At 67.4% G+C, this 20,885-nt stretch carries 18 protein-coding genes; 7 read left to right on the plus strand and 11 right to left on the minus strand.

The genetic code is table 11. The features are described 5' to 3' along the window. Nucleotides 1–6: 6 nt before the first annotated feature. From ACY1JX_RS04395 to ACY1JX_RS04435, 9 genes are all read right to left on the minus strand, one after another. Nucleotides 7–552, minus strand: coding sequence for a GNAT family N-acetyltransferase (locus ACY1JX_RS04395; RefSeq protein ID WP_462565321.1), 546 nt, complete (start codon nt 550–552; stop codon nt 7–9). Between the two features lie 4 nt (nt 553–556). Beyond that, the gene (locus ACY1JX_RS04400) at nt 557–1,984 is read right to left on the minus strand and encodes an SDR family NAD(P)-dependent oxidoreductase (protein ID WP_462565322.1); all 1,428 of its coding nucleotides are present in this window, start codon (nt 1,982–1,984) and stop codon (nt 557–559) included. A gap of 189 nt (nt 1,985–2,173) precedes the next feature. Beyond that, complete coding sequence (gene ilvD, locus ACY1JX_RS04405) at nt 2,174–3,868, minus strand: dihydroxy-acid dehydratase (RefSeq protein ID WP_462565323.1); 1,695 nt, start codon at nt 3,866–3,868, stop codon at nt 2,174–2,176. 41 nt (nt 3,869–3,909) lie between these two features. Then, nucleotides 3,910–4,593 (minus strand): hypothetical protein, encoded by a 684-nt coding sequence (locus ACY1JX_RS04410; protein ID WP_462565324.1) that lies wholly within the window; start codon nt 4,591–4,593, stop codon nt 3,910–3,912. Continuing rightward, on the minus strand, nt 4,593–5,213 hold the full coding sequence (locus ACY1JX_RS04415) for a SatD family protein (protein ID WP_462565325.1): 621 nt from the start codon (nt 5,211–5,213) through the stop codon (nt 4,593–4,595). Before ACY1JX_RS04415 ends, ACY1JX_RS04410 begins: the two co-directional genes overlap by 1 nt. 46 nt (nt 5,214–5,259) lie before the next feature. Next, entirely contained in the window at nt 5,260–6,294 is a 1,035-nt protein-coding gene (locus ACY1JX_RS04420) for a patatin-like phospholipase family protein (RefSeq protein WP_462565326.1), read from the minus strand. Nucleotides 6,295–6,624: 330 nt separating this feature from the next. Continuing rightward, on the minus strand, nt 6,625–7,152 hold the full coding sequence (locus tag ACY1JX_RS04425) for a type II toxin-antitoxin system VapC family toxin (RefSeq protein WP_462565327.1): 528 nt from the start codon (nt 7,150–7,152) through the stop codon (nt 6,625–6,627). Continuing rightward, the gene (locus tag ACY1JX_RS04430; protein ID WP_462565328.1) at nt 7,142–7,906 is read right to left on the minus strand and encodes a hypothetical protein; all 765 of its coding nucleotides are present in this window, start codon (nt 7,904–7,906) and stop codon (nt 7,142–7,144) included. The genes ACY1JX_RS04425 and ACY1JX_RS04430 overlap by 11 nt, the downstream gene beginning before the upstream one ends. 607 nt (nt 7,907–8,513) lie before the next feature. After that, nucleotides 8,514–9,464, minus strand: coding sequence for a PD-(D/E)XK nuclease domain-containing protein (locus ACY1JX_RS04435; RefSeq protein WP_462565329.1), 951 nt, complete (start codon nt 9,462–9,464; stop codon nt 8,514–8,516). 236 nt (nt 9,465–9,700) lie between these two features. Here ACY1JX_RS04435 and ACY1JX_RS04440 point away from each other — a divergent pair, with 236 nt between their 5' ends. The 3 genes from ACY1JX_RS04440 to ACY1JX_RS04450 all read left to right on the plus strand — a co-directional run bounded on the left by ACY1JX_RS04440 (nt 9,701) and on the right by ACY1JX_RS04450 (nt 15,203). Beyond that, complete coding sequence (locus tag ACY1JX_RS04440; RefSeq protein ID WP_462565330.1) at nt 9,701–10,573, plus strand: tyrosine-type recombinase/integrase; 873 nt, start codon at nt 9,701–9,703, stop codon at nt 10,571–10,573. A 236-nt stretch (nt 10,574–10,809) separates the two neighbouring features. After that, nucleotides 10,810–11,733: a hypothetical protein gene (locus ACY1JX_RS04445; protein ID WP_462565332.1), complete on the plus strand. Its 924-nt coding sequence runs from the start codon at nt 10,810–10,812 to the stop codon at nt 11,731–11,733. Continuing rightward, nucleotides 11,718–15,203 (plus strand): DEAD/DEAH box helicase, encoded by a 3,486-nt coding sequence (locus ACY1JX_RS04450; RefSeq protein WP_462565333.1) that lies wholly within the window; start codon nt 11,718–11,720, stop codon nt 15,201–15,203. The genes ACY1JX_RS04445 and ACY1JX_RS04450 overlap by 16 nt, the downstream gene beginning before the upstream one ends. Nucleotides 15,204–15,354: 151 nt before the next feature. Here the strand turns inward: ACY1JX_RS04450 and ACY1JX_RS04455 are convergent, their stop codons facing one another. Further along, the gene (locus ACY1JX_RS04455; RefSeq protein ID WP_462565334.1) at nt 15,355–16,335 is read right to left on the minus strand and encodes a TIGR03557 family F420-dependent LLM class oxidoreductase; all 981 of its coding nucleotides are present in this window, start codon (nt 16,333–16,335) and stop codon (nt 15,355–15,357) included. A 237-nt stretch (nt 16,336–16,572) separates the two neighbouring features. Here ACY1JX_RS04455 and ACY1JX_RS04460 point away from each other — a divergent pair, with 237 nt between their 5' ends. After that, nucleotides 16,573–16,803 carry a hypothetical protein gene (locus tag ACY1JX_RS04460; RefSeq protein WP_462565335.1) on the plus strand — a complete coding sequence of 77 codons (231 nt, stop codon included), beginning with the start codon at nt 16,573–16,575 and terminating at the stop codon, nt 16,801–16,803. A 129-nt stretch (nt 16,804–16,932) separates the two neighbouring features. After that, nucleotides 16,933–17,478, plus strand: coding sequence for a hypothetical protein (locus ACY1JX_RS04465; protein ID WP_462565336.1), 546 nt, complete (start codon nt 16,933–16,935; stop codon nt 17,476–17,478). A 30-nt stretch (nt 17,479–17,508) separates the two neighbouring features. Here the strand turns inward: ACY1JX_RS04465 and ACY1JX_RS04470 are convergent, their stop codons facing one another. Beyond that, nucleotides 17,509–17,883: a PaaI family thioesterase gene (locus ACY1JX_RS04470; RefSeq protein ID WP_462565337.1), complete on the minus strand. Its 375-nt coding sequence runs from the start codon at nt 17,881–17,883 to the stop codon at nt 17,509–17,511. Between the two features lie 30 nt (nt 17,884–17,913). Between ACY1JX_RS04470 and hrpB the strand changes: the two genes are divergently transcribed. After that, nucleotides 17,914–20,496: an ATP-dependent helicase HrpB gene (gene hrpB, locus ACY1JX_RS04475; protein ID WP_462565871.1), complete on the plus strand. Its 2,583-nt coding sequence runs from the start codon at nt 17,914–17,916 to the stop codon at nt 20,494–20,496. 20 nt (nt 20,497–20,516) lie between these two features. Continuing rightward, nucleotides 20,517–20,867 carry a nuclear transport factor 2 family protein gene (locus tag ACY1JX_RS04480; protein ID WP_462565338.1) on the plus strand — a complete coding sequence of 117 codons (351 nt, stop codon included), beginning with the start codon at nt 20,517–20,519 and terminating at the stop codon, nt 20,865–20,867. Nucleotides 20,868–20,885: the final 18 nt, after the last annotated feature.

The following is a 20,885-nucleotide window of genomic DNA, read 5'->3' on the forward strand; positions in this document are numbered from 1 at the left end:
CTCGGGTCAGCTCGTGAAGGCAGCGAGAGCAGCCGCTGAGAGGGTCCGGTCGGCGTAGACCAGACGGATGCCGTCGGGAACCTCGCGGTCGGGGCCCCGCCACACCTGCGTCATCCCGGCCCGCTCCGCGGTGCGACGCGACGCCTCGTTGTGCTCCAGCAGGTAGGCCACGATCGGCGCCTCGGGATCGTAGGCCGCGGCTGCCTCGAACGCGGCCCGCACGATCTCCAGCGCGTATCCCTGGCCTTGGTGGTCCGGCGCGAGTCGGTAGTAGAGGTTCCAGGCTCCGGTCGGGCGCAACCGCACTCCCCCGATGCCCACGAGCTCACCGTCGCTGCGCCGTCGCGCCGTCCAATAGCCGAGGCCGTCCCGCTCCCAGTCCGCGGTGTACATCTCGAGGTCGGCACGGGTCCGCTGCTCGTCGGCGTGCACGCCCGAGGGCAGGTGCGTCCAGACCCGCGGGTCCGCGTGCAGCGTGTGGAGCTCGGCGAGATCCGCGAACGACACCGCGGTCAGGTCGAGCCGCTCGGTGGTCAGGTGCGTGAAGTCCATCGGCTCACCAGGGAAAGGGTTCGAAGTCCTTCAGGAAGACGCCGTGGAGGTCGACGCCGTCCTCGCCCTGGACGATCGGATCGTAGACGCGGGCCGCGCCGTCGACGAGGTCGAGCGGGGCCTTGAACCCCTCCTGCGCGAGGCGCTGCTTCGTGACGTGGGGGCGCTCGTCGGTGATCCACCCGGTGTCGACGGCGGTCATCAGGATCTCGTCGGTCTCGAACATCTCGCGCGCGCTGGTGCGGGTGAGCATGTTGAGCGCGGCCTTGGCCATGTTCGTGTGCGGGTGGCCCGGACCCTTGTAGCCGCGGGAGAACTGCCCCTCCATCGCCGAGACGTTGACGACGTACTTGCGGCGGGCGGCCGAGGCGGCCATCGCGGGACGCAGCCGGCTGATCAGGATGAACGGCGCGACGCTGTTGCAGAGCTGGACCTCGAGCAGCTCGAGCGCATCGACCTGGCCGACGTGCTGGACCCAGCTGTTCGTGTCGACGAGGTCGGGCAGCAGGCCTCCGGCGTCGATGCGCTCGAGGTCGGCCGACCCGGCCTCGAGCGCGATCGCGGTGAGCTCCTCGGCCGTGACGGCGTCGCCGGCGAGCGCCGGGTGCGAGCTGACCGAGCCCACAAGCGAGGCCGGGTGGGCGTCGCTGGTGTGGCCGAACGTGATCAGCTCGGGCACGTAGCCCTCGGGCAGCGGCTGCGCCTCGGCGTCGGCGATGGCCTGGTAGGCACCGGGCTGGCGCTTCACCGTCTGGGCGGCGTTGTTGATGAGGATGTCGAGCGGGCCCGACGCCGCGATCTCGTCGGCCAGGCCGATCACCTGGGCGGGGTCGCGCAGGTCGATGCCGACGATCTTGAGGCGGTCGATCCACTGGTCGCTGTCGGGCTGGGCGCTGAAGCGGCGCACCGCGTCGCGCGGGAAGCGCGTGGTGATCGTGAGGTGCGCGCCGTCGCGCAGCAGCCGCAGCGCGATGTACATGCCGATCTTGGCGCGGCCGCCGGTGAGCAGCGCGCGGCGTCCGGTCAGGTCGGTGCGCTGGTCGCGCTTGGCGTGGCTCAGGGCGGCGCACTTCGGGCACAGCTGGTGGTAGAACGCGTCGACCACCGTGTACTTGTCCTTGCAGATGTAGCAGCCGCGAGCCACCTGCAGCACGCCCGCCGACGCACCGCGCGCGGTGGAGACCAGCGGGATGCCGGCGGTCTCGTCGTCGATGCGGCGCGGCGAGCCGGTGGCGGTCAGCGAGACGACCTCGCGGTCGGCTTCGTTGACGGCGTCGCGCTTCGCCCGGCGGCGCTGCTTCTTGACGTCCTTGTAGAACTTGCCGCACGCGCGGCGCAGGGCCACGTAGGCCTCGTCCTCGTCACCGAGGTGCTGCGCCTCGCCCAGCACCTTGAGGGCGGTCGCGAGCTCGTCGTCGGTGAAGTTCGGCACCGAGTGATTCTACGGTGCGGTTCCCCGCCGTCTCGACTGGTCTCGATACGCCGCTCGCTGCGCTCGCGAGCTACTCGACCACCGAGTGCCCGGTGATCAAGTGACGGCGAGCGCAGCCGGCCGGTGATCGAGTGACGGCGAGCGCAGCGAGACGTTGTATCGAGATCACGTACCGCCGCGGGTTAAGCCTCAGCCCGTGACAGCGCCGTGCGCGGCCGAGCTCACCAGCTTGCGGTACTTGGCCAGCACTCCGGAGGTGTACTTCGGCGGGTTGGGCTCCCAGCCGACCTTGCGCTGCTCGAGGTCGGCCTCGTCGATCTCGACGTCGAGGCGCTTGTTCGCCACGTCGAGCGTGATGGGGTCGCCGTCGCGCACGAACGCGATCGGACCGCCGTCGACGGCCTCGGGCGCGACGTGGCCGACACACAGGCCGGTGGTGCCGCCGGAGAAGCGACCGTCGGTCAGCAGCAGGACGTCCTTGCCGAGGCCCGCGCCCTTGATGGCACCGGTGATGGCGAGCATCTCGCGCATGCCGGGGCCGCCCTTGGGGCCCTCGTAGCGGATGACGACGACGTCGCCGGCGACGACGGTGCCGTCCTCCAGCGCGTCCATCGCGGCGCGTTCACCGTCGAACACGCGGGCGGTGCCGCGGAAGACCGACTCGTCGAAGCCGGCGCTCTTGACGACCGCACCCTCGGGGGCGAGGGTGCCGTGCAGGATCGTGAGGCCGCCGGTCTTGTGGATCGGCTTGTCCAGGGGCCGGATGACGTCGCCGTCGAGGCCGAGGTCGATGTGGGCCAGGTTCTCGGCCATCGTCTTGCCGGTGACGGTCATGACGTCGCCGTGCATGAGGCCCGCGTCGAGCAGCGCCTTCATGATGACGGGGATGCCGCCGACCTTGTCGACGTCGTTCATGACGTAGCGGCCGAAGGGCTTGAGGTCGCCCAGGTGCGGGACCTTGTCGCCGACGCGGTTGAAGTCCTCGAGCGTGAGCGGGACGCCGGCCTCGCGGGCGATCGCCAGCAGGTGCAGCACGGCGTTGGTGGAGCCGCCGAGCGCCATGACGACCGTGATGGCGTTCTCGAAGGCCTCGAGCGTCATGATGTCTCGCGCGGTGATGCCCTTGCGGAGCAGCTCGACGACGGCCTCGCCGGACTTGCGGGCGTACTCGTCGCGGCGGCGGTCGGGCGCCGGCGGGGCGGCCGAGCCGGGCAGGCTCATGCCGAGCGCCTCGGCGGCCGAGGCCATCGTGTTGGCGGTGTACATGCCGCCGCAGGCGCCCTCGCCGGGGCAGATCGCCCGCTCGATGCGGTCGACCTCGTCGCGGGTGATGAGGCCCTTCATGCAGGCGCCGACGGCCTCGAAGGCGTCGATGATCGTGACGTCCTTGCCGTCGACGTTGCCCGGCAGGGTGGAGCCGGCGTAGAGGAAGACGCTGGAGAGGTCGAGGCGCGCGGCGGCCATGAGCATGCCGGGCAGGCTCTTGTCGCAGCCGGCGAGCAGCACCGAGCCGTCGAGGCGCTCGGCCGACATGACGACCTCGACCGAGTCGGCGATGACCTCACGGCTGACGAGGGAGAAGTGCATGCCCTCGTGGCCCATGCTGATGCCGTCGGAGACGCTGATCGTGCCGAACTCGAGCGGGTAGCCGCCGCCGGTGTGCACACCCTCCTTGACGGCCTTGGCGAGCCGGTCGAGCGAGAGGTTGCACGGGGTGATCTCGTTCCAGCTGGACGCGACGCCGATCTGGGGCTTCACCCAGTCGTCGTCCCCCATGCCGACCGCGCGGAGCATCCCGCGCGCGGCGGTCTTCTCCAGGCCGTCGGTGACGTCGCGGCTGCGCGGCTTGATGTCGATGTCGGGCGTGTCGGGGGTCTCGGCCATACCGGAATCGTACGACCGGCGGTGAGCACGCCGTCCCGGGGTCAGAACAGCGGCACGAGCGCGAGCGCGAGGAACCAGCTGACGAAGCTGCCGACGAGCACGTACTCGGCCCGCGACCCGTCGCCCTCGTCCTTGGAGATCTCGGGGAAGCGCAGGATGCCCTTGGCGGCGAGGATCGCCGCCACTCCCCCGTAGTTGCCGCCGATCGCGAAGCCGAAGACGAGCACGCGCTCGAGCGGGCCGATGACGCGGCCACCCTTGAGCCGGCGCTCCTCGGCCAGCAGGCCGCGACCGACGCGGTCGAGGACCTCGCGCACCACGGCGTTGGCCGGGCCGATCATCGCCACGGCGGTGACGACTGCCAGGACCATCTCGTCGAGGCTGACCTCGGCCAGCGCAGGCACGTCGAGGTCCTCGTACCAGTCGAGCATCGGGGGCACGTCGCGGTCGATCGCGGGCGAGGCGATGAGCGCCAGCAGCGCGCCGATGCCGGAGACGACCATGCCGGGGATCCGCCACGAGGGAACCGTGCGGGCGCTGGCCCACCAGAGGCCGACGACCGCGGGCAGCCAGCCGGCGCCCGGCCCGTAGCCGAGTCCGTACGCCGCGAGGATGACGATCGCGACCATGGCGACGACCTCGACGACGACCACCCACAGACGGTCGACGTGGCGTAGGTACTCGGCGAGGCAGATCGCGAGCAGCACGAGTGCGAGGAGGGCCATCAGCGCACCAGCTCCACACCGTCGACGACGGCCAGGGCACCGCTGCGGCGCAGCGACTGGGAGACGGCGGAGGCAGAGATGCCCTCGGCCGCGGCGAGCTCGCGCTGGGTGCGGCCCTGGAGCAGTCCCAGCGCCAGCCGGCGCTGTCGGCCGTCGAACCCGCTGACCACCTGGTCGCGAGCCATCAGATACGCGTTCACGGTTCCCCCTTCATGCACCCACGTGCGCAGCCCCGACTGGCGCGCGACACGCTGCTCGACCTCGCCGATCGCGTCGCGCGCGTTCCACCAGGCCGGGCCGTCCTGGGTGAGACCGTACTCGGAGCGACCGACGACTTCGAAGGCGCCGACGCCGATGCCCACGCGGGCGTCCATCTCCTCCGGGAGCGCGAGCCGCACGACGAGTGCGGTGAGCAGCGCGTCGTGCACCGTGGCGTGGGTGGACTGGAACTCGTCGCCGATCGTGGGCGCGGGCCGCTGCTCCGATGGGACGAGCTCGGCCGCGGCGGCCAGGGCGTCGATGAGGCGCTCCTGCGCTTTAGCGCGCGAGGGGGCCTGCCGTGAGGCCACGAGGTCACCGATCAGCGCCACGGTCTGTGAAGGTGACACCTTCATTTCCATGGAATGAAGCATATACCTTCATTATCGAGAAATGAAGCCCTTGACTTCACTCGATGGGCTCGGGGCGCCACGACGGGATGACGTCCGCGGCCTCGACGGGTTCGGGAACCGGCGGCCCGGACGGGTTCCGTTCGACCCACGCGGTGGCCGCCTTGTGGCCGGACTCGAACAGGCTCGTGCGCTGCTCGGGGGTGAGGTCGAAGTCGGTCCAGCGCACGCCCTTCGGCTTGGCGAAGATGCTGCGGTCGATCGCGGCCGGGTCGCTGACGTGGCGCACCTGGGTGGAGTCGACCGTGGTGAAGATCAGGTTCGTCAGCAACGACAGTGGAGACGTGACGGGCTTGGCCTTCGCCCGCTCCCCCGCCGGCGAACTGAGCCGCACGCCGAGGGTGGGCCAGCGGCTCGGCAGCCCGTCGCGTCGGTCGAACAATTCGATCGGGTAGCTGCGCAGGAGCGAGCCGTCGGCCAGCGTCAGGGTGCCGTACTTCGACTTCAACCGGACCGGCTCGAACAGGAACGGGATGGCTGCCGAGGCCCGCACGGCCCGCGCCACCGAGTACTCGTCGGGGTCGTGGCCGTGGGCCGGCAGGTCCCACGGCAGGAACATGGCCCGCTGGCGGGAGAGGTCGCTCGCGGTGACAACGAGGCGGTAGGACTGACCCTGCGGCAGCGCGCTGCCCGGGTCGTCGAAGTAGAGGTCGCCGAAGGTGCGCACCCCGAGATCGCCCAGGACGCCCTTCAGCCACTGCTCCATGTGGCGACCGGGATGCGCCCCGAGGTGGAACATCACGCCCCACGCGTCGGCGGCCCGCGGCCACCACCCCAGCATCGCGCCGCGCTTGCGACGGTCGAGGAAGGCGCTGTAGTCGATCGTGCGCATGATGTCGTCGACGCGACTGAACGGCTCCCCCGCGTGCTGCATCGCCGCCATCACGGCGCCGACCATCGCCCCGGCCGACGACCCGCCGATCCGGGCGAACGTGTAGCCGTGCTCAGCCAGCGCCGTCGCGGCGCCCACGAGGGCGATCCCCTTGACTCCCCCGCCCTCGAGAACGAGGTCGACCGCGCGCGTCTGCTCCACGGTTCGACTCTATGGCGTGGGGGCGGACATGGCTCTGGGGCCGCCGGGAACTCTCAGCTGAGTCTGGTCATTCCGCCCACATAGACGCATGTGCGCAAAATTCCAGTAGGCAGTTGTGGATGCTGACGAGGCGGCGACCAACCGAAGCCCCTCCCCGAGTTGTCTGCGCCGCCGATGTTGCTTTCTCTGCGGCTCAAGGCCCACGCGGACAGACTCTGGGTTATGGACGCGGGTTCAGTGTCGAGGTCGTTAAAAATGGCACGTCCCAAATTGAGGCTGTTGGTAAGACGACGCCTCCTGAGCGGTGCCACGATGAACGCGGCCCGAACTTCAGTTGCCTCCGACTGATGCCTTAGCTTCTTCCATCGTGTCGATGGTTTCAGTCAAACTGTCGTCCTCAAGGACGCTCGGCCGCTGGATGGATATCCCGGCAGTGTCTCGGAGTTTCAGCAAATCGTCGTCCCACGTGTACAGAACGTCGGCCTTGGCGGCGAGAGCGCAGGCGAGTACGGACGCGTCGCCGCCCTTCAATTGATTTGCAATCGCGAGATCAGCGGCGAGGCGAGCGGTGTGGCCGTCCAACTCAACCTCTAGGAACCGCGCCTTCTCTAGCCAATCACGAAACGCAGCAACGTGGACGCTTCGTTCGTTGCGACGCAGGTGGTCGCCACGAACCTTCCCGTTGCCTGCAACCTCGGCGATGACGAGCGTCGGAACTACGAGGCGGTACTTGCCTTCAAGAGCCCTGTTGACGACTCGCTTACTGAACTTCAACCAGGACACGTCGTCCGTTGCGCCCTTGGTGATGATGTTGACGAATACGCAGGCATCTATTGCGACTCGAGACTCATTCGCCATCGCGCTGGCTCCTTATCCAAGAGACGGAGTCCTGGCCGTCTGTCCAGTCGCTGCCAAATAGTCCGACGATCTCGTCCACAGAGTCGGGGCGTCTGCTGTGGGTGAGTGTCTCGAAGTCATCCAGTTTGAGTGAGGATTTGTGACCGTCGAGGTCGCGCCGCAGTTCGCCCCAAGCCCGAATTTCCTCGCCCACGGCCGCGCGGACGCGGTCCTCCATGTTCGCTCGGAAGGTCACGCGCACAGTGCGCTGAGAGGCGTCATCGATGAGACTCACCTCGCGAGTCCCCTTCTTGGACACCCAGCGGTGGACGCGACCCCGAACTGACCCGATGCTGACGTGCGTTCGGTGGGCCACGTTCTTCGCATTGGCGCGGACGGCAGGCGAGACTACGCGCGGTGTGAGGTCGCCAAAGCTGAGTGCGATCCCCTCAGCTCCTGCCGTGTCGTCGGCTTCACCGGTAGTGATTAGGCCGTTGACCATGCCGAGGTTCCAATTGGCAGGAAGAGCTTCCTGAGACTCAAAGATGTCGATGCCCTGCACGATCGTCCGGAACTTGTCGGCAAGCTCCGGATCCGCACCGGCTGGTGCGACCGTGAGGTCAACGCTTCCTGCGTGAAGGTCGGTGATGACCCAGGACTCGATGCCTGCTGACTCTAGGAGTTCGATTAGTCCGGTTACGGCCTTCTGGAGCGCGCGCGGATCGATAGTGCCGTGCCGCCCCTGAATCTGGAGGCGAACTTCACCATCCGCCATAGCGGCATGCCTTCCTCATGCGACGGAGTCTAGGGTCCCGATGGCTCAAATGCTCGGGTTCGAGATAAGCGGCGCCAGCGGCCCGTGGTTTCTCGAGCGCTTCAACTTCGGTCAAGCATGCTGCAAGCCCGTCGACGTGTATCCGCCGGCGTGTAGCGTCCCGCAAGCGGCCGTGCAGCCCTCCGGGCAGCGGCAGGAGACGCCAACTCGTCGCCGTGTGGCAAACCGCAAACGCATGCCGTCGAGAGGCGCTCAGCGCTAAGCTCGAGGACGGCCGTGCAGTCTGGCTTGGGTCTGGCTGCTGGTTCGACTCCAGTGGAGTCGTCGCCTCTGTGCTTCTGGTTGCCGCACTTCTGCTTCTCGACCTCCTAAACGGATTCAAGAACCGTATTGCGAGAGCAGCAAGGACGACGAAGGGAGTGGTGCGTATGACAGATGTCAGCCCTTCGGTCGGTTCGACCCTCTACAACATTGGCTGCGGCTTGTCAGGCGGCATCCTGTCCCAGACCAGACTGCACAGCCAGATCGATGAGGTGAAAGCTCACGCCTGCGAACTCGCACAGCGGCTCCCGTGCGCAGCCATGCACGTCAATCCGCCGCTACCGCGCTAAGTCCCGAACCTACGCATTACCTCGATGGGTACGCGCACCACGCGGACGATTGCGCTACGTTCGCCGATGTTCTCAGTCCAAGACTCGATCGCGTTGATGTCGGCATCGACATCGCCTGCAATCCCCATGATCCCGATCGCGAGTTCAACACCAGGGTGCTTCAGGTACTCCCGTAGGACTGCATGCGCGTCCTTTAACTGACTAGTGAGCTCGGAGCCATCCTTTGCGAACTTCAGCTCGAGTACGACTTTGTTATCAGCCAGACCGAAGTCTGCGGAGCGCTTGGCTCCAGCAACTTTCACAACGAATGGCTCTCGCTCGACCTGCAGGAATGGAGACAGCACAAGTTCAGTCAGATTCTGGAGATCGTATTCCACGGAAATTGTCACATGGGTGCCCTTTCCGCGTTTCGCGTTGCCGTCGGATCGCATTCTTAGGGCCGCTTGCAGGCCGTGCTCGAGGACCTCGACAACGCTCTCAGCGGCAACAAGCAGGTCCTTCTCAAGGAGCGCCGGCAGGCGCCTCGCGACCCCGAGGTTGTCACCACGCAAAGGGACCACCGCGCTTGGCGCAGGCGCCATGGACATCACGTAGTTGATATCAGCACGGAACCGTTGTCGCCCGAGACCGGCCAACCTGACGGAATCCAGGTGCGGATATAGCTCGATCACGTCGAGGTCCGCAGTCTTCAACATGCTTCCATTCACGACACTAAATGCGGATCCGGAGTGCTCGAGCCAAAGATCTAGCGGGGCGTAGTGACGATGCGACTCCCGAAACGCGACCAAGACGTCTCCACTAGTCGGTCCGGTGACAAGGAGGTCAAGGTCAGACCTGACCTTGCCTGGGTACTTCCTACTCCCGAACAGCGCGACTCGTTCTACGGTCGGCACGGCTTTGGCTATGTCGCGCGTGAGTGTGACGAGATCGAGTTCGAAATGCTCCACCCGTAGAACCTATAGGCGCGCATCGTGAGAAAGCAGACGATTCTGGCCGGTCGGACTCTGCCACTTGGTCCCCAGCGCGTCATCCCGCCGCCTGCGGAGGCGCTGAGTCCGGCGCCGGACTAGCGTCGCGCACCCAGAAGCTCGGCGCGTTGGCGGCGGGCGGGCTGAGCGAAGCCAGCCGCCGCGTGGAGCGTTCCATGTCCGACTCGACCGTCTTCCCGTTTCAGCCCATCACCATGACCCCTGCTCAGCTCGCAGCCGTCTCCTTCCTCGCCCGATACTCGGGACGCACGCACAAGCTCTACGCCTACCAGCTCCGGCGCTGGTTCACGTGGTGCGAGAACAACGGACTGGATCCACTCCTCGAGATCCAGCGTGCCCACGTCGAGCTGTACATCTACCAGCTCGGCGAAACCGGCCTGATGGACTCCTCGGTCGTCACGATGATGCACGGCGTCCGCGGCTTCTTCCGGTTCGCACACATCGACGGCCTGATCGCAGCCGACCCGGCCATCTACGCACGCCTTCCCAAGATTCAGCACGACGAGTCCCGCACTCAAGGACTCGACCGGCTCGAGCTCATCCGCTTCCTCCAGGTCGCCCAGACTCTCACGGTGCACCACGGGGCGCTCGCGTTCCTTCTCGGCATCAACGCCCTGCGCGCATCCGAAGCGGCCGCGGTGCGCATAGAGGATTACGCCGACACGCTGCGCGGTCACCGGGTTCTGCGCCTGGTCGGCAAGGGCAACAAGCCTGCCACCATGCCGATCACGATCCCAGTGCTGCGTGTCCTTGAGGCCTGCCGAGGACAGCGATCCGAGGGGCCGCTCGTCCTGAGACCCAGCACGGGGAATCCGATCGACCGCCGAGACGTCTACCGGATGGTCGTGAGGATCGCCAAGGTCGCGGGCATCCCGCGACACATCAGCCCGCACTCGCTGCGTCACGCCGCCATCACCAACGCCCTCGACGCCGGCGTCCCGCTCCGCGACGCGCAGATCTTGGCGCGCCACGCAGACCCACGCACGACCGAGCACTACGACCGAGCCCGCGGAAACCTCGACCGCCACGGCGTCCACTTCCTCACCGCCTACGTCGCCGGAGTGTGAACGTCCTGCGTTCCTCCGCCCGCTATGACGCGGGCACTTCGGATCAGTTCGAGACCCGGGCTCAGTTCACACGGACCCGGCCTCCCGCGACGTCGAGCGGCCACCGATACACACCGAACACCGATGCCTACGGACCTGAAGCGAAAATGCCGAACCACTGGATGGCCGCTGGCCTGCTGGCCTCGACTAGACCCAATCGTGCGCACAGGACCAGGCAGCTGCGGGATGATTGCCCAATGACGACCTCGCCAATTCCCGCAAGCGCCGTGGGGTTGCCACCTGTGCCGACACCCGAGGAATCGGATCAGTACACGCTAGCCCAGTCGAAATTGACTGTCGGGGACTACGTGCCGCGGGCGTCGCACGATGGGACCCCGGCTTCGGGCAAGTGCGAGTGGAGCTCGCACGTCAGCGTCTCGCTAAGCAGGGAGGAGATCGGCGCGCTCGCCTGGGTGCTCATCGACAACTTGATGAAGGCGCGGTTCGGGCCGGCCATCCACCTTTACAAGCTTTGGCGCGACAACACTCTCGCCGGCACCCGCCTCGCCGATTCGGACAGGCGAACCATCGGCGCGTTCGTGGAGCCTGTTTTCGGCCTTCCCGATGCCGAGAAGAGCAAAGACCACCTTCACGGGTACATCGGCGAGTGGCTGTGGCACCTCCTCACCAGGGACAACCCCGCCGTTCGGGACCAACCGGCGCCCAAGGGCGGCGTCACCGACTCCGGGGGGGATGGTTACAGCATCTACGAGAGTGCGAACAGCGAGCTCCGGTTCAGGCTTTGGGAGAGTAAGAAGAACACCGGGAATGGTCCACTCTCGAAAAGCCTAAGGAAGGCCTACGAACAACTCGATAAGAACGGTCCGGTCTACGTCGCCAAGATCGTTGGGGCGTACGCGCCAGCGACCGGCGATGGCGCCGAGGAACTGAACGGTTTCATCGCCGAGATTCCCGACGCCTGGACAGAAGGGGGCGCCATAGCGGGCGTCGGCGTAACCCTGGCAACGCATCAACCCCTGCCAAGCAAGCCGTTCAAGAAGATGGCAGGCAAGTTCCCGCTGCTCGACAAGCCCGGCCAGCTTCGTGGTCTGGCGACAAGCATCGACTGCTACGAAGAGCTGGCCGAAACAGTCCGGAGGTACGCGTGGACCGCGCTCTAGCCGAAGAACACCTCGCAGGCGCCTTCGGTGACGCCGGCCTGAGCCAACTACCCACCGTTGGAGAGCTGACCGACCTCATCGCCGCGCTCGAGATCGAACTTGTCATCGGCGTGACCACTGACGGTTTCAGGACGGACCTTCAGCCGGTGAGGAGGTCAGCTTGGTACCTGCACGGAATCGCCTCGACAGCAGCGTCGGCGCGGTACGCGCTCGAGCAGCGCCGACGCGCGTTCGCAGTGAGCGCCCACGTCCTCGACCTGCTCCTCGAAGACCCGACCTCAACCGACCGCGATCGGCTCACTACTGCGTTCGCAGCCCAGGTCGGGTACCACCGCGCGGACGAGAGCCCCAACGCAGGCGCGATTCGGAGAAGGCTCGACCGCGACCTGCAGCAGACGCCCGGATTCACCGAAAGCGCCGAAGTTGCGCTGCACGCGGGCATCCTATTCCTCGGACTCGACATGGCCGTGCTCAACCAGAGCCTCCGAGCCTGGGCTGAGGAGGCCTCCACGGTCACACGCGGCGCCGAGCTCGCCGACCTGGACGGAACCGTATTCGGCTCCACCCAGCGGATCCTGCGAGGAGTTGCAGACCTCGCCCGTTACTTGCGTGAAGGAGACCTCGAGGCGCTCGGCTCGGCCCGTCAGCACCTCCGGCTTGTCGTCGACATGGCAGTCGGACTCACCGACCTCGACACGCGGTGGGTTGCCGCGCACCTCCTTACGCTGGCAGACGATCTGAGGGTCAGCAGCATCTGGGCCGCCCTACCTCCAGATGTTCCGGACGCGGTCAAGCAAGCGTTCACGCTTGACAAGCAGCCGGTACTGACGCTGTGGCCGCCGCAACGAAGCCTGGTCGCCCACCCAACGATGAGCCCCTTGGCCCAGAGCACGAGCCGGCTGCTGGTATCGGTGCCGACAAGCGCCGGGAAGACACTTCTGGCTCAACTCATCATCTGCGCCCACACGGCTCAAAGCGCCGGCGACGTTTGCTACGTGACTCCGCTGCGCAGTCTGGGCCGCGAGATTCGGCAAGCCCTGAGGTCCCGGCTCCGGTACCTGGACCGCAACCTCGGCGCCGACCTTCCCGACGGGTTCGGTCTCGCCCCGGAGTCGCACATGTCCGAGGGCGGCGGCACGCTCCCCAGAGTCGAGGTGATGACCCCCGAACGCCTCATGAACGCGCTGCGGCAGTCACCGAACGACGTGTTGAGTCGGTTCAGTCTGTTCATCATCGACGAGGTTCACCTGATCGCTGCCTCCGGCGGGCGAGGCCTCCTCCTTGAAGGCCTACTGTCGATGCTCGACGCGAGCGGAGCCCGACTCATTCTGCTCTCGGGCGTTATGGGCAACGCCGCGTCGCTAGCTGCGTGGGCAGCCTCGGACACCGCCGAGGTTCTGTTTACCGATGATTGGCGTGCTCCGCGCCGCCTTCACGTCCTAGCGACGACAGACAAGATCGAAAGCAGCCGCAAGGTCTTCCCCATCCGTGGCGGCTCCGACCAGACTCGCTACGACCTGCGCGCCCGGTTGGCGGTCCGCCCGACCAGCGCGACCGAGCAGCACCTGGTGACCGCAAAATCCACGCCGATCGGCCAACTGTTCATTCGAGCCGACCACACGCGCGTCACCGGCAAGAACAAGACCTCACCCTCATATGCGACCAGCGCGAGAACGGCGACCCTGCTTCTTCAGGCGGGCAGCCTTCTGATGGTGGTAACGCAGCGAGCCACTGCGCGCGATGCAGCAAAGGTGATGGCAGCCGAACTCGAAGACGAGCCGCGAGCGCAAGGCCTGGCCGACGCGCTGGCAGCACGCCTGGGGAACGACCATCCTCTGATCGGCACCGTCCGAAAGGGCGTCGCGTACCACCATGCTGGCTTGCCGGTCGAGGTCCAGGAGGCAGTCGAGGACGGGATCCGCAACGAAACCCTGAAAGCGGTCGTTGCGACCTCTACGCTGACCGACGGGGTAAACCTTCCGGTTCGCACCGTGATGATCGCAACGACCGAGTACGAAGGGCAGGACCCTGGGCAGCGGATGACCCCCGCCCAACTGCTCAACGCGGTCGGGAGGGCCGGCAGAGCTGGGAAGGAATCCGAAGGCTGGATTGTCTTGGCCCTCCAGAAGAACCTCGAACCGTCAGACTTCGCCAAACTGACCCCCGAGCCGGACGATCTAGAAGTCCACTCGACCCTTGCCACCGACTTCGGGCTCGCCGCGCTGGCAGAAGCAGAGGTCTTGGTCGCTCAGACCCAGGACGCGATCCTCCGGCTCCCACCCGACCGAGCCGCCGGCGGTTTTGTCAACTACGTGTGGTTCATCCTGCACACGCTTGAGCTGGTGCCAAGCCTGAACGCCACTCACACCTGGCACGAGCTCATCGGTCGGCTTTTCGCGTTCACGCAGTTGTCTGACGACCTGAAGCAGCGGTGGCTGAATCTTGCGGAGCTTGTCGCAACTCGTTACGCACAGACTCCGGTCGAGTCCCGCCGACGGTGGGCCCAGGCTGGCACAAGCCTCGGCTCGGCAGCGGCAATCGAAGCGGTCGCGACCGCGCTGGCCGATCAAGTCCAAGCGCGTGGCGTCGCCCACACGCTCGGTCTCGACGACACGCTCGACCTGTTGGCCGAGCAGAACGTCTACGCGCAATTTCTTGCCCTGCCTGAAGTCGGCCGGTCGTGGCAGTTCCGGCTGAGTCCCCGCGGACGAACCATCAGCCTGCCTCCCGAGGCCATCGTCCGCGACTGGATCGCCGGCCACGACCTCACAGCCCTCGCCAACGATCACCTGTCGATGGTGCCCGATCCTGCGTTCAGGCTCGAGCAAACGGTCGACGGTATCAGCGAAGGAGTCCAGCACTTCCTGTCATGGACGGTCGGCCTAGTGGTAGCCCAAGCAAACGAGATCCTGACGTCGCGTTTCAGTACCGGCGAACTTCTGCCGACTCTGGCCTCGCACCTTCGCTATGGGGTGGACACACAGTTGGCCGTCGAGCTGCTCATCCGAGACGTCAAGAGCCGGTCCCTGGCCAGAGACCTCGGACGCATTGCAGAGGACACTGGCCTCGACGAGGCGGGCCTACGTGAGTACCTGAGCGAAATGCACATCCAAGGCTGGCGGGCCGAGCTCGGTGCGACACCGACCGACGTGCTCGACCTCCTTCAGTTCGTTCAAGGCGACGATCGGCACAAACTGGGCGAGATGATGTCCACAGGAACGACCACGGCACAGGTCCAACTCGCCGGCACCGCTGAAGCGACAGCGGTTTCCGTGACCGTTGTGCCAACGGCGGATTCTGGCGAGCTCCAAGTGCGAGCGGACAACGGCAGCGTCTTCGGAGTCGTGTCCGCGCGCGACCACGCTGGGGTCGCTGCCGTTCTAGACAGCGGACTACTCCTCGACTTCACCTTGCAGGATTCGACCCTGACGGTTAGACGGGCTGAAGTTGGACAGCTCAGCTTCCTCTGAAGCACATTTCCCCTTGGAAGGCCTTCAAAGCCGCACGTCCGGAGTTGCCGTGATGAGTGCGTCATTCCGCCGCAAATGCCGCTGCACGCGTCGCTTCCATGAATCGCGATCGCGTCAGAACAACGTGCATCGGCCCGACTAGCCGAGCCGATCAGTCGCCGAACTCCGCTTTCATCGCAGCCAGGATGTCGGGCGCAGCCTCGAAGAACTGGTCCTGACCCTCATCGCCAATCTGCAACAGCGCGAGGTCGGTGAACCCAGCGTCGGCGAACGGCCGGACGGCCTCGATCACGGCATCGATGTCGTTGCCGCAAGCCATCTGCTCAGCGACGTCCTCGGGGCGCACGAACTGGCTCGCCGCGTCGAACGCCGAGGGGCCGGGCAGCTCGGCGTTGACCTTCCACCCGCCGGCGAACCAGCGGAACTGCTCGTGGGCTCGGGTCAGCGCCTTGTCCTGGTCGGAGTCCCACGAGATCGGCAGCTGACCAACCTTGCGTGCCGGCTTCTTCGCGGCGGTCGCCTCGTCGAAGTTCTTGACCGCATCGCCGTCGGGCTCGACCGCGATCATGAAGTCGGCCCAGGGAGCGGCGATCTCGATCGACTGGGGGCCACTGACCGCGACGCCGATGGGCACGCGCGTCCCCGGCAGGTCCCAGAGCTTCGCGGAGTCGACCCGGTAGTGGTCGCCGACGAAGTTGACGTAGCCGCCCTCGAGGAGCTCGCTGATGATCTGGAGCGCCTCGGCGAACCGCTCGTGACGAACGTTGACCGGATCCCAGCCCTCGCCGACGACGTGCTCGTTGAGGTTCTCCCCCGCGCCGAGACCGAGTGAGAAGCGGCCCCCACTCAGGACGCCGAGCGTCGCGGCCTGCTGCGCCACGACCGTCGGGTGATAGCGCCCGATCGGGCACGTCACGTAGGTCATCAGCTCCAGCGTCTGCGTCGCGTTGGCGACGGCGCCAAGGGTCACCCACGCGTTCGGGCTGTGACCCTGCTCGTCGAGCCACGGGTTGAAGTGGTCGCTCATGACGGCGAACGGGAACCCCACCTCCTCGGCCTTCTGGGCGTACTTCACCAGCTTCGTGGGCGGGGACTGCTCGCACATGAGGGTGCATCCGATGGAGAGGCTCATGGTGATCGTGTACCCGTGACGGCACGGCTCACTCTCGGCCAGGTGGCGTCGTGAGTGCTGCAGTCCGCTCCCCCATCCCGGCTCACGCTGGTAGACGGACCACCTCAATCCCGACGAGCGGGTCAAGCAACTCGGCACTCGCAGTCTCGTGAAGCGCAGACCTAACGCACTCAAAGTCCGCTCCGAAGTACTGCTCAGGGCGCTTTGAACTTGCTGGATGAGAAGTACAGTCCGAGGGTGATCGTCAGGAAGAACGGCATCATCATCGACGAGGACGGCCCGTGGACCGCCGCCTGCTTCGTACGCACGGGCACCGGATACTCGGAGATCCGACATGGTGTGCACGGAGAGGGGACTCTCTGTGGGCTCCCCGGGAGCGAGATTGACGTCTATCGCAGTCCGTTCTTCGGTTCGAAGGCCAATGACTGCGAAGTTTGTGGCCGGCGCTTGCGTGAACTTGCGGGCTGAGGCACCACCGAAGATCGGCTGATGAATAGTCCGAGCCGCGGCGACTGACACGGCCTCGATCAGATCGCATTTCGGCCTCGTTCCGCAGATGCTCAGACGAGACACTCCTCGACCGTGGACACTTGCGTCATGTTGTCCGGTCCGAGTTGGCACGCGGGCTTCGCCGGAGGAATCGACTTCGACTTCGAGCGGGGAACGTTCTTTGAAGTCGGAACTGATAGAACGCTCCGCGTTCGGAGCGACGAAAGGACTTTCGACCTCGCCCCGACGGGTATGACCGTCCCGGCCATGCCGCCCATCGCTTCGCCCGAGCTGTGGGCGTGGTGGTGCGCAAGCGTTCTCTGCTTCGGCGTCGGAGCTCTGGTGCTTCTCGCGACGTCCGTCGTCGCCGACAACAGTTGGTCTTCGCGGGGGCAGATCGTCACGCTCGTCGCTCTCGCCGTGGCGGCGATCGGGGCGCTCGTCGCGTCCATCAAGATCTGGCGAGAGAGCCGCGAAACCCGGTCTGCACGGGACTCACTTCTTGCCGAGGTCAGGACGCTGACCGGTCTGCCCATCTCCCAGCGGCAGGCACACCGCTTCCTCTCAGCGACGACGCACTACATCGTCTCCGCCGAAGGAACCGCCTGGGCTGTTCACGAGCGCGACCTCTATCGAGGCGGCCGAACGATGTGAGCTTGCAGCATCTCGCTGCTTGCCGACGGGTCAGCTCTCCGTCAGCGCGAAGGTCGCCAGCGCGTGCACCAGCGACTTCCCATCCTGCTCCACCTCGGACTCGCAGATGGTGAGCCTGTCACCGCGCTTGCGAACCTTCGAGGTGACCGTGAGCCGGCCCGGCTTGCCGGGGCGGAGATAAGTGACCGTGAGCTGACTCGTGGCAGGCGTCTCGTCCTCCACGAGGCTGAGGATCGCTGCGCCCATCGTCGTGTCGACCAGGGTGGCGAGCAATCCGCCGTGAACGGTGCCGGCGGCGTTGAGATGCCGGTCATCGACGTCCATGGTCAGCGTCGCCTGTCCGTCGGCTGCTTCCGGCGCATGCGCGCCGATCGTCTCGAGACAGCCGTGGTTGGTGTCAGTCACGTGGTCTCTGTACCCGCTGCCTCCGTGAAGATGCGTCCGCGACGGGGTGGGAAGCGGCACGTCGGGCAGACTGCAGGAGTGTCCGACCCGCTGCGCAGCCTGCTCGCCGCACCGCCCGACCTCCCGGTCACGGCGGGCCTGGCCGCACTCGACGAGGCGCTCCGCAGCCGTGGCGTCGCGGTGGTCCATGCGCCGCCCGGCACCGGCAAGACGACCTTGGTCCCGCCCGCGGTCGCCGGCGTCGTGTCCGGACGGGTCGTCGTCACGCAGCCCAGTCGCATCGCGGCGCGCGCCGCTGCCCGGCGGCTGGCGAGCCTGCTGGGTGAACCGGTCGGCGAGACGGTCGGGTACTCCGTGCGCGGGGACCGGCGCACCAGTCGACGCACGCGGGTCGAGGTGGTCACCACCGGACTGCTGCTCCGGCGGATCCAGCACGATCCCGAGCTCGCGGGCGTTGGCGCCGTCGTCCTCGACGAGGTGCACGAGCGCCACCTCGATGCCGACCTGACCCTGGCGCTGCTGATCGACATCCGGGCGAACCTCCGTGAGGACCTGGCCCTGGTGGCGATGTCCGCCACCATCGAGGCCGAGCGCACGGCCGCGCTGCTCGGCGGCAACGGGCCCGCACCCGTGATCACCGTCCCGGGTGCACTGCACCCGGTGGACACGGTCTGGTGCCCGCTGCCGCCGGGGTCGCGCCGCACCGACGACCGCGGCATCACTCCCGCCTTCCACGACCACGTCGCCGCGACCGTCCGGCGTGCGCTCGCCGAGCACGAGGGAGACGTCCTCGTCTTCGTGCCGGGTGTCGCGGAGGTCGACGCGACCATCCGTCGCCTGTCCGGAGTGGATGCCGACGTGCACGCACTGCACGGTCGCCTGTCCAGCGCCGAGCAGGACCGCGCGCTCACCGAGGGTCCGCGTCGCCGCGTGATCGTCTCGACCGCGGTCGCCGAGTCATCGCTGACGGTGCCCGGCGTGCGGGTCGTGGTGGATGCCGGATTCTCGCGAGAGCCGCGCACCGACCACCGGCGCGGACTCGCCTCGCTGGTCACCGTCGCCGTCAGCCGAGCCGCTGCCGACCAGCGAGCGGGACGCGCCGGCCGGCTGGGACCGGGCGCGGTGCTGCGGTGCTGGTCGAAGGCAGAGCACGCGCACCTGGCCCCTCACCCCGAGCCCGAGATCGCCACCGCCGACCTGACCGCCTTCACCCTCGAGGTGGCGTGCTGGGGAAGTCACGACGTCCGCGAGCTGGCGCTCCTCGACCAGCCGCCGCCGCACGCTCTGTCGGCCGCCCGGCAGGTGCTCGTGGACCTGGGCGCGATCACCGAGGACGGGACCGCCACCCCGCGTGGCCGGGTCATCGCCGGCGTGCCGGTCGACCCCAGGCTCGCACGGGCGCTGATCGACGGGGCTGGGCTCGTCGGCACCAAGCGGGCCGCCGAGGTCGTCGCGATGCTAAGCGAGGACGTTCGTGCTCCCGGTGGAGACCTGGTGGCGGCGCTCCGTGCGCTGCGCGGTGGCCAGCGGTCAGGCTCGTGGCGCACCCAGGTCAAGCGGTTGAAGACCGTCGCGAAGGAACAGGGTGCGAAGGATCAGGGTGCCGGCGGGCACGCCCCAGCCCTGACCGATGACGTGGCGGTGGGGCTCGTCGTCGCCCTCGCCCACCCGGACCGGATCGCGCGCAAGCGCTCCGGCGGGTCGAGCTACCTGATGACGTCGGGGACCGGCGCGGCGTTCGACCAGCGAGATCCGAGCCCCCTGGCCGGCCTGGAGTGGCTCGCGGTCGCCGATGCGGATCGTCGGTCCGGGCAGCGGGAGGCCCGCATGCGGTCGGCGGCCCCGCTCACCGAGGACCTCGCGCTGGAGGCGGCAGGCTCGCTGTGGACCGAGGTGGACGAGGTCGGCTGGTCCGGCGGGCGTGTGCTGGCTCGCCGGCGCACACTGCTCGGCGCAATCGAGCTCGGCTCCGTCCCCCTCAGCGATCCACCGGTGGAGGCCGTGACCGAGGCCATCCGGGAGGCGCTGGAGGGCGAGGGCATCGGCCTTCTCACCTGGTCGGAGGCGGCCACGGCGCTGCGCGCTCGCCTCGACTTCCTGCACCGGGCCCTCGGTGACCCCTGGCCCGACGTGAGCGACGAGGCGCTGACGCAGAACCTCCAGGCGTGGCTGGGGCCGCAGCTCGCGCGGGTACGCTCGGCCCAGCACCTTCGCCGCATCGACGTCGTCGGCGCGCTGCGGGCGTTGCTGCCCTGGCCGCAAGCGGGCCGACTCGACGAGCTGGCTCCCGAGCGGGTGGAGGTGCCAAGCGGATCGATCGTGCGGATCGACTACTCCCAGGAGCAGCCGGTGCTCGCCGTCCGGTTGCAGGAGGTCTTCGGCTGGAAAGACGTGCCGCGTCTCGCGGACGGCAGGGTCCCGATCCTGCTGCACCTCCTCTCCCCCGCCCGGCGCCCGGCCGCCGTCACGGCAGACCTGGAGTCCTTCTGGGACAACGGCTATCCGGGGGTCCGTGCCGACCTGCGCGGGCGCTACCCCAAGCACTCCTGGCCCGACGATCCCCGCAGCGCGCCGGCCACCCGACGGACGAATACGCCTCGCACTCGACGGTGAGGGACGCCATCATCAACCCCATGACCACCGGACACGCCGACAGCCTGCGAGCCCTGTACCAGGCGTTCAACGACCGTGATCTCGACGCCGTCCTCGCGGCGATGGCGCCGGACGTCGACTGGCCGAACGGCTGGGAGGGCGGCCGGCTGTCGGGACGCGACGAGGTGCGGGACTACTGGGAGCGGCAGTGGAGGGAGATCCGCCCGATGACCATCGTGCGACACATCCGCGACCGCTCCGACGGAACCGTCGAAGCACGCGTTCGTCTCGTCGTGCGCGACCCTGCAGGGAACGTCCTGGAGCGCTCCGAGGTGACTCACGTCTATGAGTTCGAGGGACCTCACGTCCGGCGCATGACGCTCGAGCAGTAGAGCGCCGGCAAGCAATCC

The sequence above is a fragment of the Aeromicrobium sp. JP4 genome, from assembly GCF_054957925.1.

Coding starts and splice junctions, on each gene's coding strand:
- ACY1JX_RS04395 (WP_462565321.1), bottom strand. CDS start 552: ATGGACTTCACGCACCTGACCACCGAGCGGCTCGACCTGACCGCGGTG.
- ilvD (WP_462565323.1), bottom strand. CDS start 3,868: ATGGCCGAGACCCCCGACACGCCCGACATCGACATCAAGCCGCGCAGC.
- ACY1JX_RS04410 (WP_462565324.1), bottom strand. CDS start 4,593: ATGGCCCTCCTCGCACTCGTGCTGCTCGCGATCTGCCTCGCCGAGTAC.
- ACY1JX_RS04415 (WP_462565325.1), bottom strand. CDS start 5,213: ATGGAAATGAAGGTGTCACCTTCACAGACCGTGGCGCTGATCGGTGAC.
- ACY1JX_RS04425 (WP_462565327.1), bottom strand. CDS start 7,152: ATGGCGAATGAGTCTCGAGTCGCAATAGATGCCTGCGTATTCGTCAAC.
- ACY1JX_RS04430 (WP_462565328.1), bottom strand. CDS start 7,906: ATGGCGGATGGTGAAGTTCGCCTCCAGATTCAGGGGCGGCACGGCACT.
- ACY1JX_RS04440 (WP_462565330.1), top strand. CDS start 9,701: ATGACCCCTGCTCAGCTCGCAGCCGTCTCCTTCCTCGCCCGATACTCG.
- ACY1JX_RS04445 (WP_462565332.1), top strand. CDS start 10,810: ATGACGACCTCGCCAATTCCCGCAAGCGCCGTGGGGTTGCCACCTGTG.
- ACY1JX_RS04455 (WP_462565334.1), bottom strand. CDS start 16,335: ATGAGCCTCTCCATCGGATGCACCCTCATGTGCGAGCAGTCCCCGCCC.
- ACY1JX_RS04465 (WP_462565336.1), top strand. CDS start 16,933: ATGTTGTCCGGTCCGAGTTGGCACGCGGGCTTCGCCGGAGGAATCGAC.
- hrpB (WP_462565871.1), top strand. CDS start 17,914: ATGCGTCCGCGACGGGGTGGGAAGCGGCACGTCGGGCAGACTGCAGGA.
- ACY1JX_RS04480 (WP_462565338.1), top strand. CDS start 20,517: ATGACCACCGGACACGCCGACAGCCTGCGAGCCCTGTACCAGGCGTTC.